We start from the raw sequence: 19,077 nt of genomic DNA on the forward strand, positions 1-19,077 counted from the left end.
CGGTCAGGAGATCGGGCGCATCCCGGTCGACTCGATCTACTCGCCGGTTCTCAAGGTCACGTACAAGGTCGAGGCCACGCGTGTCGAGCAGCGGACCGACTTCGACAAGCTGATCGTCGACGTCGAGACCAAGCAGGCCATGCGCCCGCGTGACGCCATGGCGTCCGCCGGTAAGACCCTGGTCGAGCTGTTCGGTCTGGCCCGCGAGCTGAACATCGACGCCGAGGGCATCGACATGGGCCCGTCCCCCACGGACGCCGCCCTGGCCGCCGATCTGGCGCTGCCGATCGAGGAGCTGGAGCTCACCGTTCGGTCGTACAACTGCCTCAAGCGTGAGGGCATCCACTCCGTGGGTGAGCTCGTGGCGCGTTCCGAGGCCGACCTGCTCGACATCCGCAACTTCGGCGCGAAGTCGATCGACGAGGTCAAGGCGAAGCTGGCGGGTATGGGCCTCGCGCTCAAGGACTCGCCTCCCGGGTTCGACCCGACCGCTGCCGCCGACGCCTTCGGTGCGGACGACGACGCGGACGCCGGTTTCGTGGAGACCGAGCAGTACTGATGCGGCCGCCGGCCCGTTGTGGCTGGTCGCGCAGTTCCCCGCGCCCCTGACGGGGCGCGAACCCTCCGGGCGCCAGAAATGGCGCCCGGATCTCCGACGGGCAACCGCCCGCTCGGATACTGACCCCGGTACCTGATACGGCCGGGGCAGACACCTAGGAGAAACACCATGCCGAAGCCCACCAAGGGTGCCCGTATGGGCGGCAGCGCCGCGCACGAGAAGCTGCTCCTCGCGAACCTCGCGAAGGCGCTCTTCGAGCACGGCCGCATCACCACCACCGAGGCGAAGGCGCGCAAGCTGCGTCCGTACGCCGAGCGTCTGGTCACCAAGGCGAAGAAGGGCGACCTTCACAACCGCCGTCAGGTGCTCCAGGTCATCACGGACAAGAGCATCGTGCACACGCTCTTCACCGAGATCGGCCCGCGCTACGAGAACCGTCCGGGTGGCTACACCCGCATCACCAAGATCGGTAACCGCCGTGGCGACAACGCGCCCATGGCTGTCATCGAGCTGGTCGAGGCGCTGACGGTGGCGCAGGAGGCCACGGGCGAGGCCGAGGCCGCGACCAAGCGCGCCGCGAAGGACAACGAGGCTGCCGAGGCCCAGGTCGACACGACCAAGGCCGAGGACGCCGAGGAGTCCAAGGACGCGTAAGCGTCTGCCGGGGGCTGTCCGCAGGCGGCTTGCGATTCGTCGCGGTTGTTCGCGCAGTTCCCCGCGCCCCTGAAGGGCGTTTGTTGGCGGGTCCGTTCCCTTTCGGAGGGGGCGGGCCCGCCTTCGTGTCGGTGAGAGGATCCTGGGGTGAGTGACGAAGTAGCGGCCGGGCACGTCCGGGTCCGGCTCGATCTGTCGTACGACGGGAGCGAGTTCTCCGGGTGGGCCAAGCAGGCCGGGGGGCGACGGACCGTGCAGGGGGAGATCGAGGACGCCCTGCGGACCGTGACGCGGTCGCGGGAGACGTACGAGCTGACCGTCGCGGGGCGTACCGATGCCGGCGTGCACGCGCGGGGGCAGGTCGCGCACGTCGATCTGCCGCGTGAGGTGTGGGCCGAGCACCACCAGAAGCTGCTCAAGCGGCTCGCCGGCCGACTGCCCCGGGACGTACGGGTCTGGGCCCTCAGAGAGGCTCCCAGCGGCTTCAACGCCCGCTTCTCGGCGGTCTGGAGGCGCTACGCGTACCGGGTGACCGACAACCCCGGGGGCGTGGACCCGCTGCTGCGCAGTCATGTGCTGTGGCACGACTGGCCCCTCGACGTCGAGGCCATGAACGAGGCCGCCCGCGGGCTGCTGGGCGAGCACGACTTCGCCGCCTACTGCAAGAAGCGGGAGGGGGCGACCACCATCCGCACGCTCCAGGAGCTCAGCCTGGTGCGGGGCGACGACGGGATCATCACCGCCACCGTGCGGGCCGACGCCTTCTGCCACAACATGGTGCGCTCGCTCATCGGGGCGCTGCTGTTCGTCGGGGACGGGCACCGGCCCGCCGACTGGCCCGCGAAGGTGCTGGCGGCCGGCGTGCGGGACTCGGCCGTGCACGTCGTACGGCCGCACGGGCTGACGCTGGAGGAGGTCGGCTACCCGGCCGACGAACTGCTCGCCGCGCGCAGCAAAGAGGCGCGGAACAAGCGGTCGCTGCCGTCGGCCGGCTGCTGCTGACGTCCGGTCACTCGTCGGCCGCGGCCGAGGCCTGGGCTTCACCGCGGCGGCGGATCTGGTTGAACGTGAACTGGCCCAGGTCGTCCCCGGTCTTGTAGACCGCGGTGTCCTTGGGCGTCACGTCCTTGCCGTTGGTGAAGCCGGCGTTGGTGAAGTAGGCGTAGCGGCCGTAGGAGTTGCTGGTCGTGCGGCAGAAGCCGGACTCGCAGAACGGCTTCACGCCGCCGCCGGAGAGCGACTTGACGAAGCTCTTCTTGGTGCTCTGTCCCTTGGCCTTGGCGGCCTGGGCCTCGGTGTCGAAGACGGCCACGCCGACCGTCACCGCCATCTGGTCCTTGACGTAGGTCACGCGTATCAGGCGGGTGCAGTCGTTCCCGGTGAGGATCTTCGGGAGGGTGCCGCCGGCCGCCGAGGCGCAGTTCCTCGTGTCCGCCGTGGGGCCCTTCTTGTAGACCGTCTCGCCCATGGTGAGCTGGGTGCCCGGGAAGAGGGTGGCCGGGCTGAGCGGGGCCTTGTCCTTCTTCGCGCTGGCGATGAAGTCCTTCGGGTCCAGCGGGGGAGGGGCGCTGGTCGGGGCGAACGACGGGGCCGAGGCGGTCTGGCTCGGGATGTCGGCCGACGGAAGAGAGGTCGGGTTCCCCTTGTTGTCGCCGCCCGCCGAGACGACGGCCACGGCGACGGCGGTGCCGATCGCGACCGTGGCCAGCGCGCCACCGCCGATCAGCAGTACCCGGCGTCGCTTGTTGCGCGCCTCGGAGGCTTCAGCGAGCGCCGCCCAGTCCGGCGACTGGCCGCCCCCGCTGTTCCAGGGCTGCTGCGACTGCGGTTTCCAGGGATCCCACTGGGACTGAGGTCCCCCCTGCTGCCCATAGCTCATGGGCCGCATCTTAGACGGGACAAGGGGTGTGCTGGTCCGCCCGGATCGGCCCTCCAACCCCTAGCGTTCCTCCCATGCGCACGGGCAAAGGCGACATCTCCGGGTGGTTGGGGCGACTGCTGCCGGCCGTGCTGTTGTTGGGGTGCCTGCTGTCGTGGCCGGTCCTCACGGCCGGGGTGTGGCCGTCCGTCGTGGTGGGGGCGCTGGGGGCGTGCCGTCGTCTGCGCGGTGGTGGATCCGTGCTGCGCCGGTGCGCCGCGGTCGCCGTCGACGTGGCACTCTCGTCGGTGTTTCCGTTCGCGCGGCCGGTGCGGCGCCGGACGCTGCGCAGGGTCGTCACGCTCTGTGCCGTCCTGTACGCCTCGGTGACCGGGCGGCTGCGGTGATACCGCGTTTTGACCCTTGTGGTGTACCCCGGTATTCTGCTTGTTCGTTGTGTATTGGCTTGCTCATTCTCACGGGACGGGCCCTTACACCGGTCCACCGGGCCGATGACCAGCGACCCCACGTACGCGGTATGCGTCGCCGCAGTGCGGTCCAGGCTGTCGTGATCGTTTCGGTGACCAGTTATGGACCATTCACTCGAAGCGAAGGCTACGAACCGTGCGTACGTACAGCCCCAAGCCCGGCGATGTGACGCGCCAGTGGCACGTCATCGACGCCCAGGACGTTGTCCTGGGTCGTCTCGCCACCACTGCCGCGACGCTCCTCCGGGGCAAGCACAAGCCGATCTACGCCCCCCACGTCGACGCTGGTGACTTCGTCATCATCATCAACGCGGACAAGGTGCACCTGTCCGGCAACAAGCGGACCCAGAAGATGGCGTACCGCCACTCCGGCTACCCGGGTGGTCTGCGCTCCGTCCGTTACGACGAGCTCCTCGACAAGAACCCCGAGAAGGCCATCGAGAAGGCCGTCAAGGGCATGCTCCCCAAGAACACGCTGGGCCGTCAGATGCTCTCGAAGCTGAAGGTCTACAAGGGTGACCAGCACCCGCACGGCGCGCAGCAGCCGCAGCCGTACGAGATCACCCAGGTCGCGCAGTAAGTCCGGCCACCCCCAAGACTGAACAGAATTCTGAGGAGAATCGTGGCCGAGACCACTGCCGAGCAGCCGCTCGAAGAGCTTGACATCGACAGCTACACCACCGAGTCCGAGGTCCCCGTCGAGGGTGAGTACACCTCGGAGTCCATGGCCTCCCGCTTCGGTGAGCCCCAGCCGGCCGCCGGCCTGGGCCGTCGCAAGAACGCCATCGCCCGCGTCCGGATCGTCCCGGGCACCGGCAAGTGGAAGATCAACGGTCGCACCCTCGAGGACTACTTCCCGAACAAGGTGCACCAGCAGGAAGTCAACGAGCCCTTCAAGGTGCTCGAGCTCGACGACCGCTACGACGTCGTCGCCCGCATCTCCGGTGGCGGTGTCTCCGGTCAGGCCGGTGCGCTCCGTCTCGGTGTCGCCCGTGCGCTGAACGAGGCGGACGTCGACAACAACCGCGGCCCGCTGAAGAAGGCCGGCTTCCTCACGCGCGACGACCGTGCGGTCGAGCGCAAGAAGGCCGGTCTGAAGAAGGCCCGCAAGGCTCCGCAGTACAGCAAGCGCTAAACGCGACGCCCGTCCTGGCGACTGGCTTCGCAACGATCGCCCCGGCGGCACGGTTGTGCTGCCGGGGCGGTTTCGTTTACACAACCCCTACAGCCCCCGGACAGTCTCAGGGGGTGCACTCGGGGATGTGAGCCGCATTCTCTTCAGCAATTCGGAGGACACCACTGTGGGACGACTCTTCGGCACGGACGGCGTGCGCGGTGTCGCCAACGCGGATCTGACGGCGGAGATGGCCCTGGGCCTCTCCGTGGCCGCGGCACACGTACTGGCCGAGGCGGGCACGTTCGAGGGACACCGGCCGAGGGCCGTGGTCGGGCGTGACCCCCGTGCGTCCGGGGAGTTCCTGGAAGCCGCCGTGGTCGCGGGCCTCGCCAGCGCCGGCGTGGACGTCCTGCGGGTCGGCGTGCTGCCGACGCCCGCCGTGGCGTTCCTGACCGGGGAGCTCGGCGCCGACCTCGGTGTGATGCTCTCCGCGAGCCACAACGCCATGCCCGACAACGGCATCAAGTTCTTCGCCCGCGGTGGGCACAAGCTCGCCGACGAGCTGGAGGACCGGATCGAGTCCGTCTACGAGGAGCACCGCACCGGCGCCCCGTGGGACCGGCCGACCGGGTCCGGGGTGGGCCGCGTACGCGACTACGAAGAGGGCTCCGACCGGTACGTCGCGCATCTGCTGGGTGTCCTGCCCAACCGGCTCGACGGGCTGAAGGTCGTCCTCGACGAGGCGCACGGCGCCGCCGCCCGGGTGTCGCCGGAGGCGTTCCAGCGGGCCGGTGCCGAGGTCGTCACGATCGGGGCCGAGCCGGACGGGCTCAACATCAACGACGGGTGCGGTTCGACGCACCTGGACAAGATCAAGGCCGCCGTCGTCGAGCACGGCGCCGATCTCGGCATCGCGCACGACGGTGACGCCGACCGGTGTCTCGCCGTCGACCACACCGGCGCGGAGGTGGACGGGGACCAGATCCTCGCCGTGCTCGCGCTGGCGATGCGGGAGCGGTCCGTGCTGCGGTCCGACACGGTCGTGGCCACGGTGATGTCCAACCTCGGGTTCAAGCTCGCCATGGAGCGGGAGGGCATCCGGCTGGTGCAGACCGCCGTCGGTGACCGGTACGTGCTCGAGGAGATGAAGCAGCACGGGTTCGCCCTCGGGGGCGAGCAGTCCGGGCACGTCATCATCCTCGACCACGCGACGACCGGCGACGGGACGCTGACCGGGCTGCTGCTGGCGGCGCGGGTGGCGCAGAGCGGGCGTACGCTCGCGGAACTGGCCGGGGTCATGGAGCGGCTGCCGCAGGTGCTGGTCAATGTGCCGGATGTCGACAGGTCCCGCGTGGGGACGTCCTCGGAGCTGGCGTCGGCGGTTGCTGATGCGGAGCGGGAGCTCGGGGAGACCGGGCGGGTGCTGCTTCGGCCCTCCGGGACGGAGCCGTTGGTCCGGGTGATGGTCGAGGCGGCCGATATCGAGCAGGCTCGGTCTGTCGCGGGGCGGTTGGCTGATGCGGTGAAGTCGGCGCTGGGTTGATGAACGGGCAGGGGGTGGGGGCTGCGGTGGTCTGCGGGCCGCGGGTCGGCCGTGGCTCGTCGCGCAGTTCCCCGCGCCCCTGAAGGGCACTGTCCCCGGGCGCCGTTCAGACCCGCCGGCGTTGTACCGTCCAGAACCACTTCTGGGCCAGCAACGTGGCCGTGCCGGCGACGATGATGCCCAGCAGGTTCAGCAGGAGCTGCTCGGTGGAGCCCCAGGTCTGGCTCGTGTCGCCGTAGCTCAGGGCCACCGCCGCGTTCGCGGCGGCCGGGACCGTGGTGACGGAGATGGCCACCCCCACCAGCGCTCCCGACTTGGCCGAGGTCAGGGAGAGGGTGCCGGCGATGCCGGCCAGGACCGCCACGATGAAGGAGAACTTGTCGGGGGCGTAGATGAAGCCGGTGTTGGGCCGGTCGGCCTCCAGACGGCTCTCCGTGAACTGGCCGGCGGCGTCCATGAGGAGGCTGAAGCCGACCGTCACCGCCATCGCCACCGCGAAGCCCACCAGCAGCGCGATCAGCGAACGAAGGGCCAGGCGCGGTCGGCGCCGGACGATCGCGGTGCAGATGCCGGTGAGGGGACCGAACTCGGGGCCCACCGCCATGGCGCCCACGATCAGGATCGCGTTGTCCAGGACCACACCGCAGGCGGCGATCATCGTGGCGAGCGTGATGAAGGCGAGGTAGGTGACGGAGAGGGTCGACTCCTCGTGCGTCGCCTCGGTGAGCTGCTCCCACAGCACCGCGTCCGCGCCCTCGCCCGGTGCGTCGGCCTCCGCCTTGTCGGCCCGCTCCGACAGGGACAGGTCGATGGACTCGACGGCGATGGAGCCGGTGGTGTCGATGCCCAGCTCCCGCAGGCCGGCGAGGAGTTCGTCGCCCGCCTCCCGCGCCACGTCGCACATCACCACGTCCCCGGCGGGGTCGCGCGCGGCGCCCGGGAGCACGACGAGGTGGGTGGTGCCGACCGTCTTCTCGATCAGCAGGACCACCTCGGCGGTCCGGTCGGACGGTGTGATGAGACGCAGATGGAGCATGGCGCCCATCTAACCCGCCTTTGCCACGGGCGTCACAGCTTGCGCAGGCTGAGCCGCTGCACCTTGTGGTCCGGGCCCTTGCGCAGGACGAGGGTGGCGCGGCCGCGGGTCGGGGCGATGTTCTCGACCAGGTTCGGCCGGTTGATCGTGCGCCACATCGTCCGGGCGTAGTCGAGGGCCTCCTCCTCCGAGACCTGGGTGTACTTGCGGAAGTACGAGGAGGGGTTCTGGAAGGCGGTCGCGCGCAGCTTGCGGAAGCGGTTGAGGTACCAGGTCTCGACGTCCTCGACGCGGGCGTCGACGTACACGCTGAAGTCGAAGTAGTCGGCGAGACCGACCCGGGTGCGGCCGTCCTTGCCGGGCAGGGCGGGCTGGAGGACGTTCAGGCCCTCGACGATCAGGATGTCCGGACGGCGGACCGTGAGCCTCTTGTCGGGGACGATGTCGTAGATCAGGTGGGAGTAGACGGGCGCGGTGACCTCGTCCTTGCCGGCCTTGATGTCGGCGACGAAGCGGGTCAGGGCGCGGCGGTCGTAGGACTCCGGGAAACCCTTGCGGGACATCAGGCCGCGGGCCTTGAGCTCCTTGGTGGGGAGCAGGAAGCCGTCGGTGGTGACGAGCTCGACGCGTGGGTGCTCGGGCCAACGGGAGAGCAGGGCCTGGAGGAGGCGGGCGACCGTCGACTTGCCCACCGCGACCGAGCCGGCCACCCCTATGACGAACGGGGTGCCCGACTGTGAGCCCTTCTCGCCCAGGAACGTGTTCAGCGCGCCTCTGAGGCCGTCGGTGGCACCGACGTAGAGATTGAGCAGGCGGGAGAGCGGGAGGTAGATGTCCCGCACCTCGTCGAGGTCGATCACGTCGCCGAGACCGCGCAGCTTCTCGACCTCCTCGGCCGTGAGCGGCAGCGGCGTCTTGTCACGCAGCGCGCTCCATTCGGCTCGGGTGAGGTCGACGTAGGGAGTCGCCTCCGGGCGGGGCCGGTGGGCGCTCCGGGGCATCGAGGAGACCGGAGAGATCACAGTCCATTGTTACGGGCGTACGAACAGATGGTGAGGTGGGATCCGTCACGCGAGGTGTTCGCCCCGCTTCCACCTGATGAAAGCTGATACAGGAGGAATGTCAGTGGTGTGCGTCACAGTTGTGGGAGAGGTGGGCTCGGTCCGGGGTCCACGAACGCCTGGGGGTACCCATGACGTACGCGATAGAGGCGGAAGGCCTGGTCAAGCGGTTCAAGGAGACCGAGGCGCTGGCCGGCGTCGACCTGGCGGCCCGCAAGGGCACGGTGCTCGGGCTGCTGGGGCCCAACGGCGCCGGGAAGACGACCGCGGTGCGGATCTTCGCGACACTGCTGCGCCCGGACGGGGGCAGAGCCCGGGTGGCCGGCCACGACGTGGTCCGGGAGGCCGGGGTCGTACGCTCCCTCGTCGGGCTGACCGGGCAGTACGCGGCGGTCGACGAGAACCTGACCGGCACGGAGAATCTGCTGCTCATCGGCCGGCTGCTGGGTCTGCCGAGGCCGGAGGCGAAGGCGCGGGCCGGTGATCTGCTGGAGCGGTTCCAGCTGACCCACGCGGCCGGGCGGGCCGCGAAGACGTTCTCGGGCGGCATGCGCAGACGCCTGGACCTCGCGGCCAGCCTCGTCGGACGGCCCAGCATCCTCTTCCTCGACGAGCCGACCACGGGTCTTGATCCACACAGCCGTGGTGAGCTGTGGGACCTGTTGCGCGGCCTGGTCGCGGACGGAGCGACCGCCCTGCTGACCACGCAGTATCTGAACGAGGCCGATGTCCTCGCCGACGACATCGTGGTGATCGACAAGGGCCGCGTGATCGCCGAGGGCACGCCGGACCAGTTGAAGGCGCAGGTCGGCGGCCAGGTGCTGGAGCTCAGGCCGATCGCCGGGCAGGACCTCGCGCGGGCGCACGCGCTGGTGGCCGGGGCCGCCGGGCCGCACGCCCGGATCGAGGGCGAGATGGTCACCGCCCCGGTGAAGGACCCCGAGCTGATGCCGGCCGTCGTGCGCGCGCTGGACCGGGAGGGCATCGCGGTCGGGGAGCTGGCCCTGCGCCGCTCCTCGCTCGACGAGGTCTTCCTCTCCCTGACCGGCCACCGCGCCGAGCCGGGCGAGGCCGAGGAGGACGGCGGTGCGGCCGTCCGGGAGGACGAGGAGCTGGAGAAGGCGGTGAGCCGGTCATGACCGCCACCGCGACCACCCTCACCACACCGGTCACCGCGTCGGGCCGGGTGCCTCCTCTCGTCGGGCTGCGGCAGACCTTCACGATGGCCTGGCGGAGTCTGGTCGCCGTCAAGCACAACCCGCTCGAACTGGTCGACTACAGCATCACGCCGATCATGTTCGTGTTCCTGTTCACCTACGTGCTGGGCGGGCAGATGGCCGGCTCGCCCGACGCGTACCTGAAGTACGCGCTGCCCGGGATCATCGTGCAGAACACCCTGTTCATGACGATGTACACGGCGATGGCGCTCAACACCGACCTCACCAAGGGCGTCTTCGACCGGCTGCGCAGTCTGCCCATCGCCCGCTCCGCGCCGCTCATCGGCCGGATCACCGCGGACCTCGCGAAGCATCTGTGGGCGCTGCTGCTGATGATCGGCCTCGGTCTGGCGCTCGGCTTCCGCATCACCGGCGGATTCGGCGGCTTCCTGCTCGGCACCCTGCTCGTGGTGGTGTTCGCCGCGGCCGTCTCCTGGTGCGCGGTGCTGATCGGGATGCTGGCCGGCGACGCCGAGAAGGTCCAGGCGTTCGCGTTCACGATCATCTTCCCGATCACCTTCACCAGCAGCGCGTTCGTCGTCGTCGACACGATGCCCGGCTGGCTCCAGGCGTGGAGCGACGTCAATCCGGTGACACATCTGTCGGACGCGTTCCGGGGACTGCTGCTGGGCGGGGCGGTGGCGGAGCCGGTGTTGTGGTCGTTGGTGTGGGCGGCGGGCATCGCCCTGGTGTTCTATCCGCTGGCCATGCGGGCTTACCGGGCGAAGGTCTGAGGCGCTGAGGGGGCCGTCGGCACCTGCTGGTCTCCCTGCCAGGTGACCCTGGTCAGTGAGGCGAGACCGCCGTTGGCGATGCCCCGGTACGTCACCGTCCGGGCCGGGCCGAGTTCCCGGGCGAGACGCCTCGACAACTCCCAGCCGTCCAGGAACAGGCGCCGCCACTGGTCGTCGTCGCCGTCCGCCATCAGCGTCGTCTCGATCTCCTTCGCCCAGCGGTGGAGTGCGGTCACGAGGTCGTCGGGCAGGCGAAGGCCGGCGGCGGGGTCGTCCGGAGCGAAGCCGGCGAAGCCTTCCGCGCGCAGCGGATGCAGCCCAAACTCGCCTTCGACGGTGATGGCGAGCGGGTGCGGAAGGGGAGGCGGGCCCTGCGCACCGACGGTCCCGTGGAACCGGTCGCATCCCCAGCACGCGAACTTCGCGTCCCGGTGCCGCTCGTCCCAGAAGCGCACCGCCCATCCGGGGCCGAGGTGCTTCGCCACCAGCCGGGCGATCTCCCACCCCTGCCTGACGTGCCTGCGGAGCGCCGGGCGGAGTTCGAAGCCGCCGGCAGGGCGGTTCCCGTTCCACTCGGTCAGCTTGCGCGCCACCTCGCCGGGCAGTGCGAGGGCGTCGTCGTCGACCGGAACGGCACGCGTGAACGCCTCGACGCCGCTGAGCGCCCCGGCGTCCGTGGTGTACAGCGGTGAGGTGTCGCCACGGGCGCGTATGAGGAGGTGCTCGGGTTCCTCGCCACTCATGCCAGTGCTCCTCTCGACCTTGAGCCCGGATTATTTCCGATTTCGGGCACGCTACGACCGGTTCGGCGCGGGAATCGACCCTAAGCTGCCGCCCATGTGTGGAATCGTGGGATACGTGGGGCCGCAGTCCGCGCTCGAGGTCGTGATGGCCGGGCTGAAGCGGCTGGAGTACCGGGGGTACGACTCGGCGGGCGTCGCCGTCCTGGCCGACGGCGGGCTGGCGACGGCGAAGAAGGCCGGGAAACTGCTCAACCTGGAGAAGGAACTGGACGGCAGGCCGCTGCCGGCCGGCGCGACGGGCATCGGGCACACCCGGTGGGCCACGCACGGCGGGCCGACGGACACCAACGCCCACCCGCACATCGACAACGCGGGCCGGGTCGCGGTGGTGCACAACGGCATCATCGAGAACTTCGCCCAGCTGCGGGCCGAACTCACGGAGCGCGGCCACGACCTGGCCTCCGAGACGGACACCGAGGTCGTCGCCCATCTGCTCGCCGAGGAGTTCTCCTCCTGCGCGGATCTCGCCGAGGCGATGCGGCTGGTGTGCCGGCGGCTGGAGGGCGCGTTCACCCTGGTCGCGGTACACGCCGACGAGCCGGACGTGGTGGTGGGCGCGCGGCGGAACTCGCCGCTGGTGGTCGGCGTCGGGGACGGCGAGGCCTTCCTCGCCTCGGACGTCGCCGCGTTCATCGCCCACACGCGATCGGCGATCGAGCTCGGCCAGGACCAGGTGGTGGAGCTGCGCCGGGACGGCGTGACGGTGACGGGCTTCGACGGCCGCCCGGCCGACGTGCGCTCCTACCACGTCGACTGGGACGCCTCGGCCGCGGAGAAGGGCGGCTACGACTACTTCATGCTCAAGGAGATCGCCGAGCAGCCCAAGGCGGTCGCCGACACGCTCCTGGGCCGGATCGACGGTTCCGGTTCGCTGACGCTGGACGAGGTGCGGATCCCCCCGGGGGTGCTGCGGGAGATCGACAAGGCCGTCATCGTCGCCTGCGGTACGGCCTTCCACGCCGGGATGATCGCCAAGTACGCGATCGAGCACTGGACGCGGCTGCCCTGCGAGGTGGAGCTGGCGAGCGAGTTCCGCTACCGGGACCCGATCCTGGACGCGCAGACGCTGGTCATCGCCATCTCCCAGTCCGGCGAGACCATGGACACACTGATGGCGCTGCGGCACGCCCGTGAGCAGGGCTCCAAGGTGCTGGCGATCTGCAACACCAACGGTTCGACGATTCCCCGGGAGTCGGACGCGGTGCTGTACACGCACGCCGGGCCGGAGGTGGCCGTCGCCTCGACCAAGGCGTTCCTGACACAGCTCGTGGCCTGCTACCTGGTCGCCCTGTACCTGGGCCAGGTGCGGGGCACGAAGTGGGGGGACGAGATCCGGGCGGTGATCCGCGACCTGTCGTCGATCGCTGGTGCGGTGGAGCAGGTGCTGGGCACGATGGAGCCGGTGCGGGAGCTGGCGCGCACGCTGGCCTCGAAGAAGACGGTGCTGTTCCTCGGCCGGCACGTCGGGTATCCGGTGGCGCTCGAAGGCGCGCTGAAGCTCAAGGAACTCGCCTACATGCACGCGGAGGGGTTCGCGGCCGGGGAGCTGAAGCACGGGCCGATCGCCCTGATCGAGGAGGACCTGCCGGTGGTCGTGGTGGTGCCGTCGCCGCGCGGGCGGTCGGTGCTGCACGACAAGATCGTGTCCAACATCCAGGAGATCCGGGCGCGGGGTGCGCGGACGATCGTGATCGCCGAGGAGGGTGACGAGGCGGTCGTGCCGTACGCGGATCACCTGGTCCGGATTCCCGCCACGCCGACCCTGCTGCAGCCGCTCGTCGCGACGGTGCCGCTGCAGGTGTTCGCGTGCGAGCTGGCGACGGCCCGGGGGAACGAGGTGGACCAGCCCCGGAACCTGGCCAAGTCGGTGACGGTGGAGTGAGCGGGAAGCCGGAGTGAGCGAAAGGGGCGAAGGGCCGGATGCCCTTCGCCCCTCAAATCAGCCGGTCAGGCCGTCAGATACTCAGACGGGCAGGCAGGTCGCGGGGACCCAGCCCTCCACGCTGGTGCTGTTGGGGCCGCCGAAGTACCACTTGTTGCTCGTCTTGCCGCAGGCCGTGTAGCTGCCGCCGGTGACGGGCTTGCTGCCGCCGAAGCAGATGCCGCCCTTCTGGCCCTTGCCCCAGGTGCCGAGAGCGGTCGAGCTCGTCTTGGGCTGGCTGCGGAGGTTGACGGTCGCCTTGGGCTTCACGTTGGTCAGCGCGCTGCTGCAGTCGGGCTGCGTCGCCGCGGCGGCGGTGCCGGCGGTGGCGACGGTGCCGGTGAGGGCCGTGGCGAGGAGAGCTATGGCACTGGCCGCGGTCCCCAGCGACGTGAACTTCATGGACGGTGTCCTCCCGTTTGGTGCGATGCCGTTTGCACATCGCGGTCAGCGCGAACTCTATAGCGGGGAGGGAGAGTTGAGGATCACCGGGTCGGCCGGGCGGTACCCGGGAGCCGTTCGCGCCGGATCGGGCCCGTCACCGTAGGGTGCTGCCCATGAGCATCATCGGGGTCGGCATCGACGTTGCCGAGATCGAGCGGTTCGCGGCTTCACTGGAGCGTACGCCCGCGCTGGCCGCGCGGCTGTTCGTGGAGCGGGAGCTGCTGCTGCCCAGCGGGGAGCGGCGGGGCGTCGCCTCCCTCGCCGCGCGGTTCGCGGCCAAGGAGGCGTTGGCCAAGGCGCTCGGCGCTCCGCCCGGGCTGCTGTGGACGGACGCCGAGGTGTGTGTCGAGGACAGTGGGCAGCCCCGGCTGCGAGTGAGCGGGACGGTGGCCGCGCGGGCCGCCGAGCTCGGCGTGCGGAGCTGGCACGTGTCCCTGAGCCATGACGCGGGGGTGGCCTCCGCGGTGGTGATCGCGGAGGGGTGAGGTCCTGGGGCCTGCCGTCCGGGCCAGGCCGCAGACACGGGGCCTGGTGCGACGAGCCCTAGGCCAGGGACCAGATCAGCGTGATCGTGCCGATGAGGCCGATCGCGCCCAGGGTCGTACCGGCCGCCGCCGGCCACAGCCGGCCCGTGCCCTTGCGGGCGTAGTGGAGGCCCATCGTCCCGAACGTCACCGCGAGGGCGCCGGCCAGCACCGTCCACGGGATCAGGAATGCCCAGGTGCCCACCGCCGAGAAGGCGCCGAGGATCAGGGCGGTCGGGCCGAGGGCGGTGGCGGGGCTGTCCGTGTCGCCGGATGCTGTCGAGCTGGTCATGTCTCGTCGATCCCCCTTTTTGAACGAGTTCAAAACACGGCTCGATCATACGCCCGGGGTGTCGTCCGTGGGGCCGGACCCCCGAAACCCCCGCCGGGTGTGGTGGCGGGGGTTTCGGAGCATGGGGGTCCGGGTCAGCAGGTCGACTGGCTGCTGTTCACCCGTGTGATGTTGCGGAACGTCGTGTTCTCGCCGCACGGGCTCTCCCTGACGGCCGAGTTGGTGACCGTCAGGTTCTGGATGGTGATGTCCTTGTTGTTGGGGAACTCCGAGCGGGCCGCCAGGCGCAGTTCGCCGCCGCCCGTGATCGTGCCGCTCTGTGCCGCGAGGCTGACGTTGTAGCAGTTCTCGATCAGGACCGAGTTGTTGCCGGTGTTGGAGAGCGTCACCTTGTCGATGACGGCCCCGCCGCTCTCCGAGACGCAGAACACGCCGCGTCCGCCGCCGCGCGCGACGACCTCGCCGACGCGGATGTTGGTGGGGTAGCCGCTGCCGACCCGGCCGTTGCGGTTGGCCATGCGGAAGGCGGCGTAGCCGGTGCCCGTGCCGGCGTTCTCGGCGTCCACCTTGGTGACCTTGGCGTTGATGGTCTGGTTGAGCAGCAGGCCCGACTCTCCGACGTTGCGGGCCGTCACCGTGCCGATGGTGATGCCGTCGACGCCGTAGGTCTCGACCGCGTGGCTGGACGCGCCGGAGACGTAGACGTCGTCGATGCGGACGTTGCGCGTCCACTGGCTCGTGTCGCCGCGGTTGTCGATACGGACGCCCAGGCCACGAGAGAGGCGCATGTCGATCTGGCCGAGCACCACGTTCTGGACGTTGCGCAGGAAGATGCCGTACAGCGGTGTGCCGGTGAGCTTGAGGTTCTGGACCTCGACGTCGCGGGTGCCGCGCGAGTAGACCGGCGCCTGGTCGCCCGAGCCGCTGCCGGTGACATTGATCGTGCCGCAGACGTCGAGGACGGTGTAGCTCTGCAGCGAGATGCGGGAGCCCGCCGAGACCGAACCCGAGCCGCGGACCACGACCCGTTCCTTCGAAGTGCGCCCGGCGGTCAGGCTGTTGACGGCCGCCTGGACGGCAGCGCGCATGTCCGTGCCGGTGTAGACGGTGCTGCCGCCGCGCCGGGCGGTCCAGTTGCCGCCGCTCTGCACGGCCTCGGCCTGGTAGGAGCCGTCTCCACAGGCCAGTGCGCGCGTGGGGGCGGCCGTGGCGGGGGCGGTCAGGGTGCCGACGGCGGTGAGGAGGGCGGTGGCGCCGGCGGCGGCCAGTAATGCGGCTCTACGTCCCATGGGGGGCCTCGGTTTCGTCGAACGAGGGGGGAATGTGCAAGCGCTTTCTGTGCGGCGGGAGTCTGGCAAAGGGGCGGCAAAGCGTCAATGGATGCGACAGGGTTCGCCGGTGCGGAGGAGGCGTGTGAGGGGGAGTGGGGCGGCGGTCCTGCGGGAAACTCGACCGCATGCGTACTGCGTACAGCGTGGAGACGGTCCGGAACGCCGAACGGGAGCTGATGGCACGGCTGCCGGAGGGGGCGCTGATGCAACGCGCCGCCGCCGGGCTCGCCGCGGCCTGCGCCGACCTGCTGGGGCGGGTGTACGGCAGCAGGGTCGTGCTGCTGGTCGGCAGTGGCGACAACGGGGGTGACGCCCTGTACGCCGGAGCCCGGCTGGCCCGTCGGGGGGCCGGGGTCACGGCGGTGCTGCTCGCGCCGGAGCGGGCGCACGCGGCGGGGCTCTCGGCGTTGCGGCGGGCCGGGGGGCGGGTCGCGGGGGCCGGTGACGGGGAGGCGCTCGTCGAGGGCGCGGACCTCGTCGTCGACGGGATCGTCGGGATCGGCGGGAAGGGCGGGCTGCGGCCGGACGCGGTGCCGTTGGCCGCCGCGGCCGGGCGCTCGCGCGGGGCCGTCGTCGCCGTCGATCTGCCGAGCGGTGTCGACGCCGACACCGGCGAGGTGCACGGGCATGCCGTGCGGGCCGATCTGACCGTGACGTTCGGGACGCACAAGCCGGGGCTCCTGATCGATCCCGCGCGGGAGTACGCGGGGTCGGTGCGGCTGGTCGGCATCGGGCTGGAGCTGCCGGTCGAGCCGGAGCTGGAGGCGTTGCAGCACGAGGACGTGGCCCGGCTGCTGCCCGTGCCGGGGGCGGAGAGCGACAAGTACCGGCGGGGCGTGGTCGGGATCGCCGCCGGGTCGGCGCGGTACCCGGGGGCCGCGGTGCTCGCCGTCTCGGGCGCGCTGCGGGGCGGGGCCGGGGCCGTGCGGTACGTCGGGCCGGCCGGGGACGCCGTCATCGCGCGGTTTCCCGAGACGCTCGTGTCGGACCGCGGGCCGAAGCACGCCGGGCGGGTCCAGGCGTGGGTCGTCGGGCCGGGGGCCGGGGACGACGCGGCGACGGTGGCGGAGGTGCTGGCGGCGGACGTGCCGGTGCTGATCGACGCGGACGGGTTGCGGCTGGCGGACGCGGAGGTCGTGCGGGGGCGGCGGGCGCCGACGCTGATGACGCCGCACGCGGGGGAGGCGGCGGCGCTGCTGGGTGTGGAGCGGGGGGAGGTCGAGGGCGGACGGCTGGCGGCGGTTCGGGAGCTGGCGCGGCGGTACGGGGCGACGGTGTTGCTGAAGGGGTCCACGACGCTGGTGGCCGACTCGGGGGGTGGGGCGGTGCGGGTGAATCCGACGGGGACGGGGTGGCTGGCGACGGCCGGGAGCGGGGACGTGTTGTCGGGGCTGGGCGGGTCGTTGCTGGCGGCGGGGTTGTCGGCGGTGGATGCGGGGAGTGTGGGGGCGTATCTGCACGGGCTCGCCGGGCGGTTGGCGGCGGATGGGGCGCCGGTGGGGGCGCATGATGTGGCGGATGCGGTTCCGGGGGCTTGGCGGAATGTTCTTGGCTGAGTGGGTTGCGGTGGGGGTGGGTGAGATGCCGTAGGTGGGCGTGGCGGTGGGGGTGGGCGTGGGCGTGGGCGTGGGCGTGGCGGTGGGGGTGGCCGTGGCGGTGGGCGGTCGGCGCGGGTGGGTGGGGGTTGCTGTGGGGTTGGGTCGCCCCCTCCGCCCCTTCCCTTCCCGACTCCGGGGGCTGCCGCCCCCGGGCCCCCGCTTCGGCCTGAACGGCCTCGTCCTCAAGCGCCGGACGGGCTGAAAGGCCGGGGCGTTGCGGAGTCCGGGGCTTCTTCGGCCTGGTGCCTTTGTCCTCAGGTGTGGGGCGGGCTGGAGGGCGGGGGTGTTGCGGAGTCCGGGGCTTCTTCGGCCTGGTGCCTTTGTCCTCAGGTGTGGGGCGGGCTGGAGGGCGGGGACGTTGCCGAGTCCGGGGCTTCGTTTCGGCCTGGTGCCTTGGCCTCAAGCGCCGGGCGGGCTGAAAGGCGGGGTGTTGCCGAGTCCGGGCCCCGGCTTCCCGCTTCGGCCTGGACGGCCTCGTCCTCAAGCGCCCGGGGGGCTGCAAGGCCTCGGCCCGGGCGGCCTCTTCCTCAAGCGCCGGCGGGCTGCAAGGCCTCGGCCCGGGCGGTCTCGTCCTCAAGCGCCGGACGGGCTGAAAAGCCGGACTGCTGTCGAGTCCGCAGTCGGGCTGAAACCGCTCCGCCCGGCGGCACTCGCCGGCCCGGCAGCGGGCCTGCCGCCGCAGAGGTGTCCGGGCCCTCTGAGACACTGGGCGCGATGAGCGAGAGAACAGCCCCGACCGCGCCCCTGCGGGCCCGGGCCGAGATCGATCTGGCCGCCCTGCGGGCCAATGTGCGGGCTCTGCGCGCCCATGCGCCGGGCGCGGCCGTGATGGCCGTGGTGAAGTCCGAGGCGTACGGGCACGGGGCTGTGCCGTGTGCCCGGGCGGCCGTCGCCGCCGGGGCGAGCTGGCTGGGTACGGCCACGCCCGAGGAGGCCCTCGCCCTGCGGGCCGCCGGGCTGCCGGGCCGCATCATGTGCTGGCTGTGGACGCCCGGCGGACCGTGGCGCGAGGCGATCGAGGCCGAGCTGGACGTGTCCGTCAGCGGGATGTGGGCCCTGGAGGAGGTCGTCGAGGCGGCCAGGGGTGCCGACCGGCCCGCCCGCGTGCAGCTCAAGGCGGACACGGGGCTGGGGCGCAACGGGTGCCAGCCGGGGGACGACTGGGCCGCGCTGGTCTGTGCGGCTCTGCGGGCCGAGGCCGAGGGGCTGCTGCGCGTCACGGGGCTGTGGTCGCACTTCGCCTGCGCCGACGAGCCCGGGCATCCCTCCATCGCCGCCCAGCTCGGCGTGTTCCGCGACATGGTCGCGTACGCCGAGGGACAGGGCGTACGGCCCGAGGTCCGGCACATCGCCAACTCGCCGGCCACGCTCACGCTCCCCGAGAGCCACTTCGACCTGGTCCGCACCGGCATCGCCACCTACGGCATCTCGCCCAGCCCCGAGCTGGGCACCCCGGCCGACTTCGGGCTGCGCCCGGTGATGACGCTGTCCGCCTCGCTGGCCCTGGTCAAGCACGTACCGGGCGGGCACGGCGTCAGCTACGGCCACCGCTACGTGACACCCGGCGAGACCACCCTCGGCCTGGTGCCGCTGGGCTACGCGGACGGCATCCCGCGGCACGCCTCCTCGGCCGGGCCGGTCCTGGTCGAGGGCAAGTGGCGCACGATCGCCGGGCGGGTCGCGATGGACCAGTTCGTGGTGGATCTGGGGGGCGACGAGCCCGCGGCGGGGGCCGAGGCGGTCCTCTTCGGGCCCGGGGACCGCGGAGAGCCCACCGCGGAGGACTGGGCCCAGGCGGCCGGAACCATCGCCTACGAGATCGTGACCCGGATCGGAACGCGCGTTCCTCGCGTCTATGTGAATGAGGAACAGGACGGGTAACTCGGACGGGGAACCC

Annotated in this window: 20 protein-coding genes; 13 read left to right on the top strand and 7 right to left on the bottom strand. The window is 71.2% G+C overall.

The window, feature by feature from the left end:
- The 3 genes from IE153_RS21930 to truA form a co-directional block, all read left to right on the top strand.
- Positions 1 to 559, top strand: a 559-nt coding sequence (locus IE153_RS21930; RefSeq protein WP_308432201.1) for a DNA-directed RNA polymerase subunit alpha C-terminal domain-containing protein, incomplete at its 5' end; no start/stop codon positions are given.
- A gap of 168 nt (positions 560 to 727) precedes the next feature.
- Entirely contained in the window at positions 728 to 1,213 is a 486-nt protein-coding gene (gene rplQ / locus IE153_RS21935; protein WP_031105230.1) for a 50S ribosomal protein L17, read from the top strand.
- Between the two features lie 147 nt (positions 1,214 to 1,360).
- Complete coding sequence (truA, locus tag IE153_RS21940; protein ID WP_189591548.1) at positions 1,361 to 2,215, top strand: tRNA pseudouridine(38-40) synthase TruA; 855 nt, start codon at positions 1,361 to 1,363, stop codon at positions 2,213 to 2,215.
- A 7-nt stretch (positions 2,216 to 2,222) separates the two neighbouring features.
- Here the strand turns inward: truA and IE153_RS21945 are convergent, their stop codons facing one another.
- Complete coding sequence (locus tag IE153_RS21945) at positions 2,223 to 3,092, bottom strand: hypothetical protein (protein WP_189591549.1); 870 nt, start codon at positions 3,090 to 3,092, stop codon at positions 2,223 to 2,225.
- Positions 3,093 to 3,166: 74 nt separating this feature from the next.
- Between IE153_RS21945 and IE153_RS21950 the strand changes: the two genes are divergently transcribed.
- The 4 genes from IE153_RS21950 to glmM all read left to right on the top strand — a co-directional run bounded on the left by IE153_RS21950 (position 3,167) and on the right by glmM (position 6,219).
- Positions 3,167 to 3,478: a hypothetical protein gene (locus IE153_RS21950; RefSeq protein WP_189591550.1), complete on the top strand. Its 312-nt coding sequence runs from the start codon at positions 3,167 to 3,169 to the stop codon at positions 3,476 to 3,478.
- A 217-nt stretch (positions 3,479 to 3,695) separates the two neighbouring features.
- Positions 3,696 to 4,139 carry a 50S ribosomal protein L13 gene (gene rplM, locus IE153_RS21955; RefSeq protein WP_010036634.1) on the top strand — a complete coding sequence of 148 codons (444 nt, stop codon included), beginning with the start codon at positions 3,696 to 3,698 and terminating at the stop codon, positions 4,137 to 4,139.
- Between the two features lie 42 nt (positions 4,140 to 4,181).
- Positions 4,182 to 4,694, top strand: coding sequence for a 30S ribosomal protein S9 (rpsI, locus tag IE153_RS21960; RefSeq protein ID WP_097219289.1), 513 nt, complete (start codon positions 4,182 to 4,184; stop codon positions 4,692 to 4,694).
- Positions 4,695 to 4,860: 166 nt separating this feature from the next.
- Complete coding sequence (gene glmM, locus IE153_RS21965) at positions 4,861 to 6,219, top strand: phosphoglucosamine mutase (protein WP_189591551.1); 1,359 nt, start codon at positions 4,861 to 4,863, stop codon at positions 6,217 to 6,219.
- 106 nt (positions 6,220 to 6,325) lie between these two features.
- Here the strand turns inward: glmM and IE153_RS21970 are convergent, their stop codons facing one another.
- Entirely contained in the window at positions 6,326 to 7,255 is a 930-nt protein-coding gene (locus IE153_RS21970) for a DUF389 domain-containing protein (RefSeq protein WP_189591552.1), read from the bottom strand.
- Positions 7,256 to 7,287: 32 nt separating this feature from the next.
- Positions 7,288 to 8,256: a type I pantothenate kinase gene (gene coaA / locus IE153_RS21975; protein ID WP_189591749.1), complete on the bottom strand. Its 969-nt coding sequence runs from the start codon at positions 8,254 to 8,256 to the stop codon at positions 7,288 to 7,290.
- A gap of 191 nt (positions 8,257 to 8,447) precedes the next feature.
- Here coaA and IE153_RS21980 point away from each other — a divergent pair, with 191 nt between their 5' ends.
- Positions 8,448 to 9,455: an ATP-binding cassette domain-containing protein gene (locus IE153_RS21980; protein WP_189591553.1), complete on the top strand. Its 1,008-nt coding sequence runs from the start codon at positions 8,448 to 8,450 to the stop codon at positions 9,453 to 9,455.
- Positions 9,452 to 10,267, top strand: coding sequence for an ABC transporter permease (locus tag IE153_RS21985; RefSeq protein WP_189591554.1), 816 nt, complete (start codon positions 9,452 to 9,454; stop codon positions 10,265 to 10,267). Before IE153_RS21980 ends, IE153_RS21985 begins: the two co-directional genes overlap by 4 nt.
- On the opposite strand, the gene IE153_RS21990 is transcribed toward IE153_RS21985, so the two are convergent.
- Positions 10,249 to 11,010 (bottom strand): hypothetical protein, encoded by a 762-nt coding sequence (locus tag IE153_RS21990; RefSeq protein ID WP_189591555.1) that lies wholly within the window; start codon positions 11,008 to 11,010, stop codon positions 10,249 to 10,251. The genes IE153_RS21985 and IE153_RS21990 overlap by 19 nt on opposite strands.
- A 94-nt stretch (positions 11,011 to 11,104) precedes the next feature.
- Here IE153_RS21990 and glmS point away from each other — a divergent pair, with 94 nt between their 5' ends.
- Entirely contained in the window at positions 11,105 to 12,952 is a 1,848-nt protein-coding gene (gene glmS / locus IE153_RS21995; protein ID WP_189591556.1) for a glutamine--fructose-6-phosphate transaminase (isomerizing), read from the top strand.
- An 81-nt stretch (positions 12,953 to 13,033) separates the two neighbouring features.
- Here the strand turns inward: glmS and IE153_RS22000 are convergent, their stop codons facing one another.
- Positions 13,034 to 13,393, bottom strand: a complete 360-nt coding sequence (locus IE153_RS22000; protein ID WP_189591557.1) for a hypothetical protein — start codon at positions 13,391 to 13,393, stop codon at positions 13,034 to 13,036.
- Positions 13,394 to 13,548: 155 nt separating this feature from the next.
- Here IE153_RS22000 and IE153_RS22005 point away from each other — a divergent pair, with 155 nt between their 5' ends.
- Positions 13,549 to 13,920: a holo-ACP synthase gene (locus IE153_RS22005; RefSeq protein ID WP_097219305.1), complete on the top strand. Its 372-nt coding sequence runs from the start codon at positions 13,549 to 13,551 to the stop codon at positions 13,918 to 13,920.
- Between the two features lie 58 nt (positions 13,921 to 13,978).
- Here IE153_RS22005 and IE153_RS22010 read toward each other — a convergent pair whose 3' ends face one another.
- Together IE153_RS22010 and IE153_RS22015 are read right to left on the bottom strand one after the other, a co-directional pair.
- Positions 13,979 to 14,251: a hypothetical protein gene (locus IE153_RS22010; RefSeq protein ID WP_189591558.1), complete on the bottom strand. Its 273-nt coding sequence runs from the start codon at positions 14,249 to 14,251 to the stop codon at positions 13,979 to 13,981.
- Positions 14,252 to 14,385: 134 nt separating this feature from the next.
- On the bottom strand, positions 14,386 to 15,540 hold the full coding sequence (locus tag IE153_RS22015; protein WP_189591559.1) for a hypothetical protein: 1,155 nt from the start codon (positions 15,538 to 15,540) through the stop codon (positions 14,386 to 14,388).
- Positions 15,541 to 15,707: 167 nt separating this feature from the next.
- Between IE153_RS22015 and IE153_RS22020 the strand changes: the two genes are divergently transcribed.
- Positions 15,708 to 17,138, top strand: coding sequence for an NAD(P)H-hydrate dehydratase (locus tag IE153_RS22020; RefSeq protein ID WP_189591560.1), 1,431 nt, complete (start codon positions 15,708 to 15,710; stop codon positions 17,136 to 17,138).
- Between the two features lie 756 nt (positions 17,139 to 17,894).
- The gene (gene alr / locus IE153_RS22025) at positions 17,895 to 19,061 is read left to right on the top strand and encodes an alanine racemase (RefSeq protein WP_189591561.1); all 1,167 of its coding nucleotides are present in this window, start codon (positions 17,895 to 17,897) and stop codon (positions 19,059 to 19,061) included.
- Positions 19,062 to 19,077: the final 16 nt, after the last annotated feature.

The sequence above is a fragment of the Streptomyces massasporeus genome (assembly GCF_014648995.1).
In the GTDB taxonomy this organism is placed as follows: domain Bacteria; phylum Actinomycetota; class Actinomycetes; order Streptomycetales; family Streptomycetaceae; genus Streptomyces; species Streptomyces massasporeus.

Excerpts from the sequence above, each read along its gene's own strand:
- rplQ (WP_031105230.1), top strand. The coding sequence starts at position 728 with ATGCCGAAGCCCACCAAGGGTGCCCGTATGGGCGGCAGCGCCGCGCAC.
- IE153_RS21945 (WP_189591549.1), bottom strand. The coding sequence starts at position 3,092 with ATGAGCTATGGGCAGCAGGGGGGACCTCAGTCCCAGTGGGATCCCTGG.
- IE153_RS21950 (WP_189591550.1), top strand. The coding sequence starts at position 3,167 with ATGCGCACGGGCAAAGGCGACATCTCCGGGTGGTTGGGGCGACTGCTG.
- IE153_RS21970 (WP_189591552.1), bottom strand. The coding sequence starts at position 7,255 with ATGCTCCATCTGCGTCTCATCACACCGTCCGACCGGACCGCCGAGGTG.
- coaA (WP_189591749.1), bottom strand. The coding sequence starts at position 8,256 with ATGCCCCGGAGCGCCCACCGGCCCCGCCCGGAGGCGACTCCCTACGTC.
- IE153_RS21980 (WP_189591553.1), top strand. The coding sequence starts at position 8,448 with ATGACGTACGCGATAGAGGCGGAAGGCCTGGTCAAGCGGTTCAAGGAG.
- IE153_RS21985 (WP_189591554.1), top strand. The coding sequence starts at position 9,452 with ATGACCGCCACCGCGACCACCCTCACCACACCGGTCACCGCGTCGGGC.
- IE153_RS21990 (WP_189591555.1), bottom strand. The coding sequence starts at position 11,010 with ATGAGTGGCGAGGAACCCGAGCACCTCCTCATACGCGCCCGTGGCGAC.
- glmS (WP_189591556.1), top strand. The coding sequence starts at position 11,105 with ATGTGTGGAATCGTGGGATACGTGGGGCCGCAGTCCGCGCTCGAGGTC.
- IE153_RS22000 (WP_189591557.1), bottom strand. The coding sequence starts at position 13,393 with ATGAAGTTCACGTCGCTGGGGACCGCGGCCAGTGCCATAGCTCTCCTC.
- IE153_RS22005 (WP_097219305.1), top strand. The coding sequence starts at position 13,549 with ATGAGCATCATCGGGGTCGGCATCGACGTTGCCGAGATCGAGCGGTTC.
- IE153_RS22010 (WP_189591558.1), bottom strand. The coding sequence starts at position 14,251 with ATGACCAGCTCGACAGCATCCGGCGACACGGACAGCCCCGCCACCGCC.
- IE153_RS22015 (WP_189591559.1), bottom strand. The coding sequence starts at position 15,540 with ATGGGACGTAGAGCCGCATTACTGGCCGCCGCCGGCGCCACCGCCCTC.
- IE153_RS22020 (WP_189591560.1), top strand. The coding sequence starts at position 15,708 with ATGCGTACTGCGTACAGCGTGGAGACGGTCCGGAACGCCGAACGGGAG.
- alr (WP_189591561.1), top strand. The coding sequence starts at position 17,895 with ATGAGCGAGAGAACAGCCCCGACCGCGCCCCTGCGGGCCCGGGCCGAG.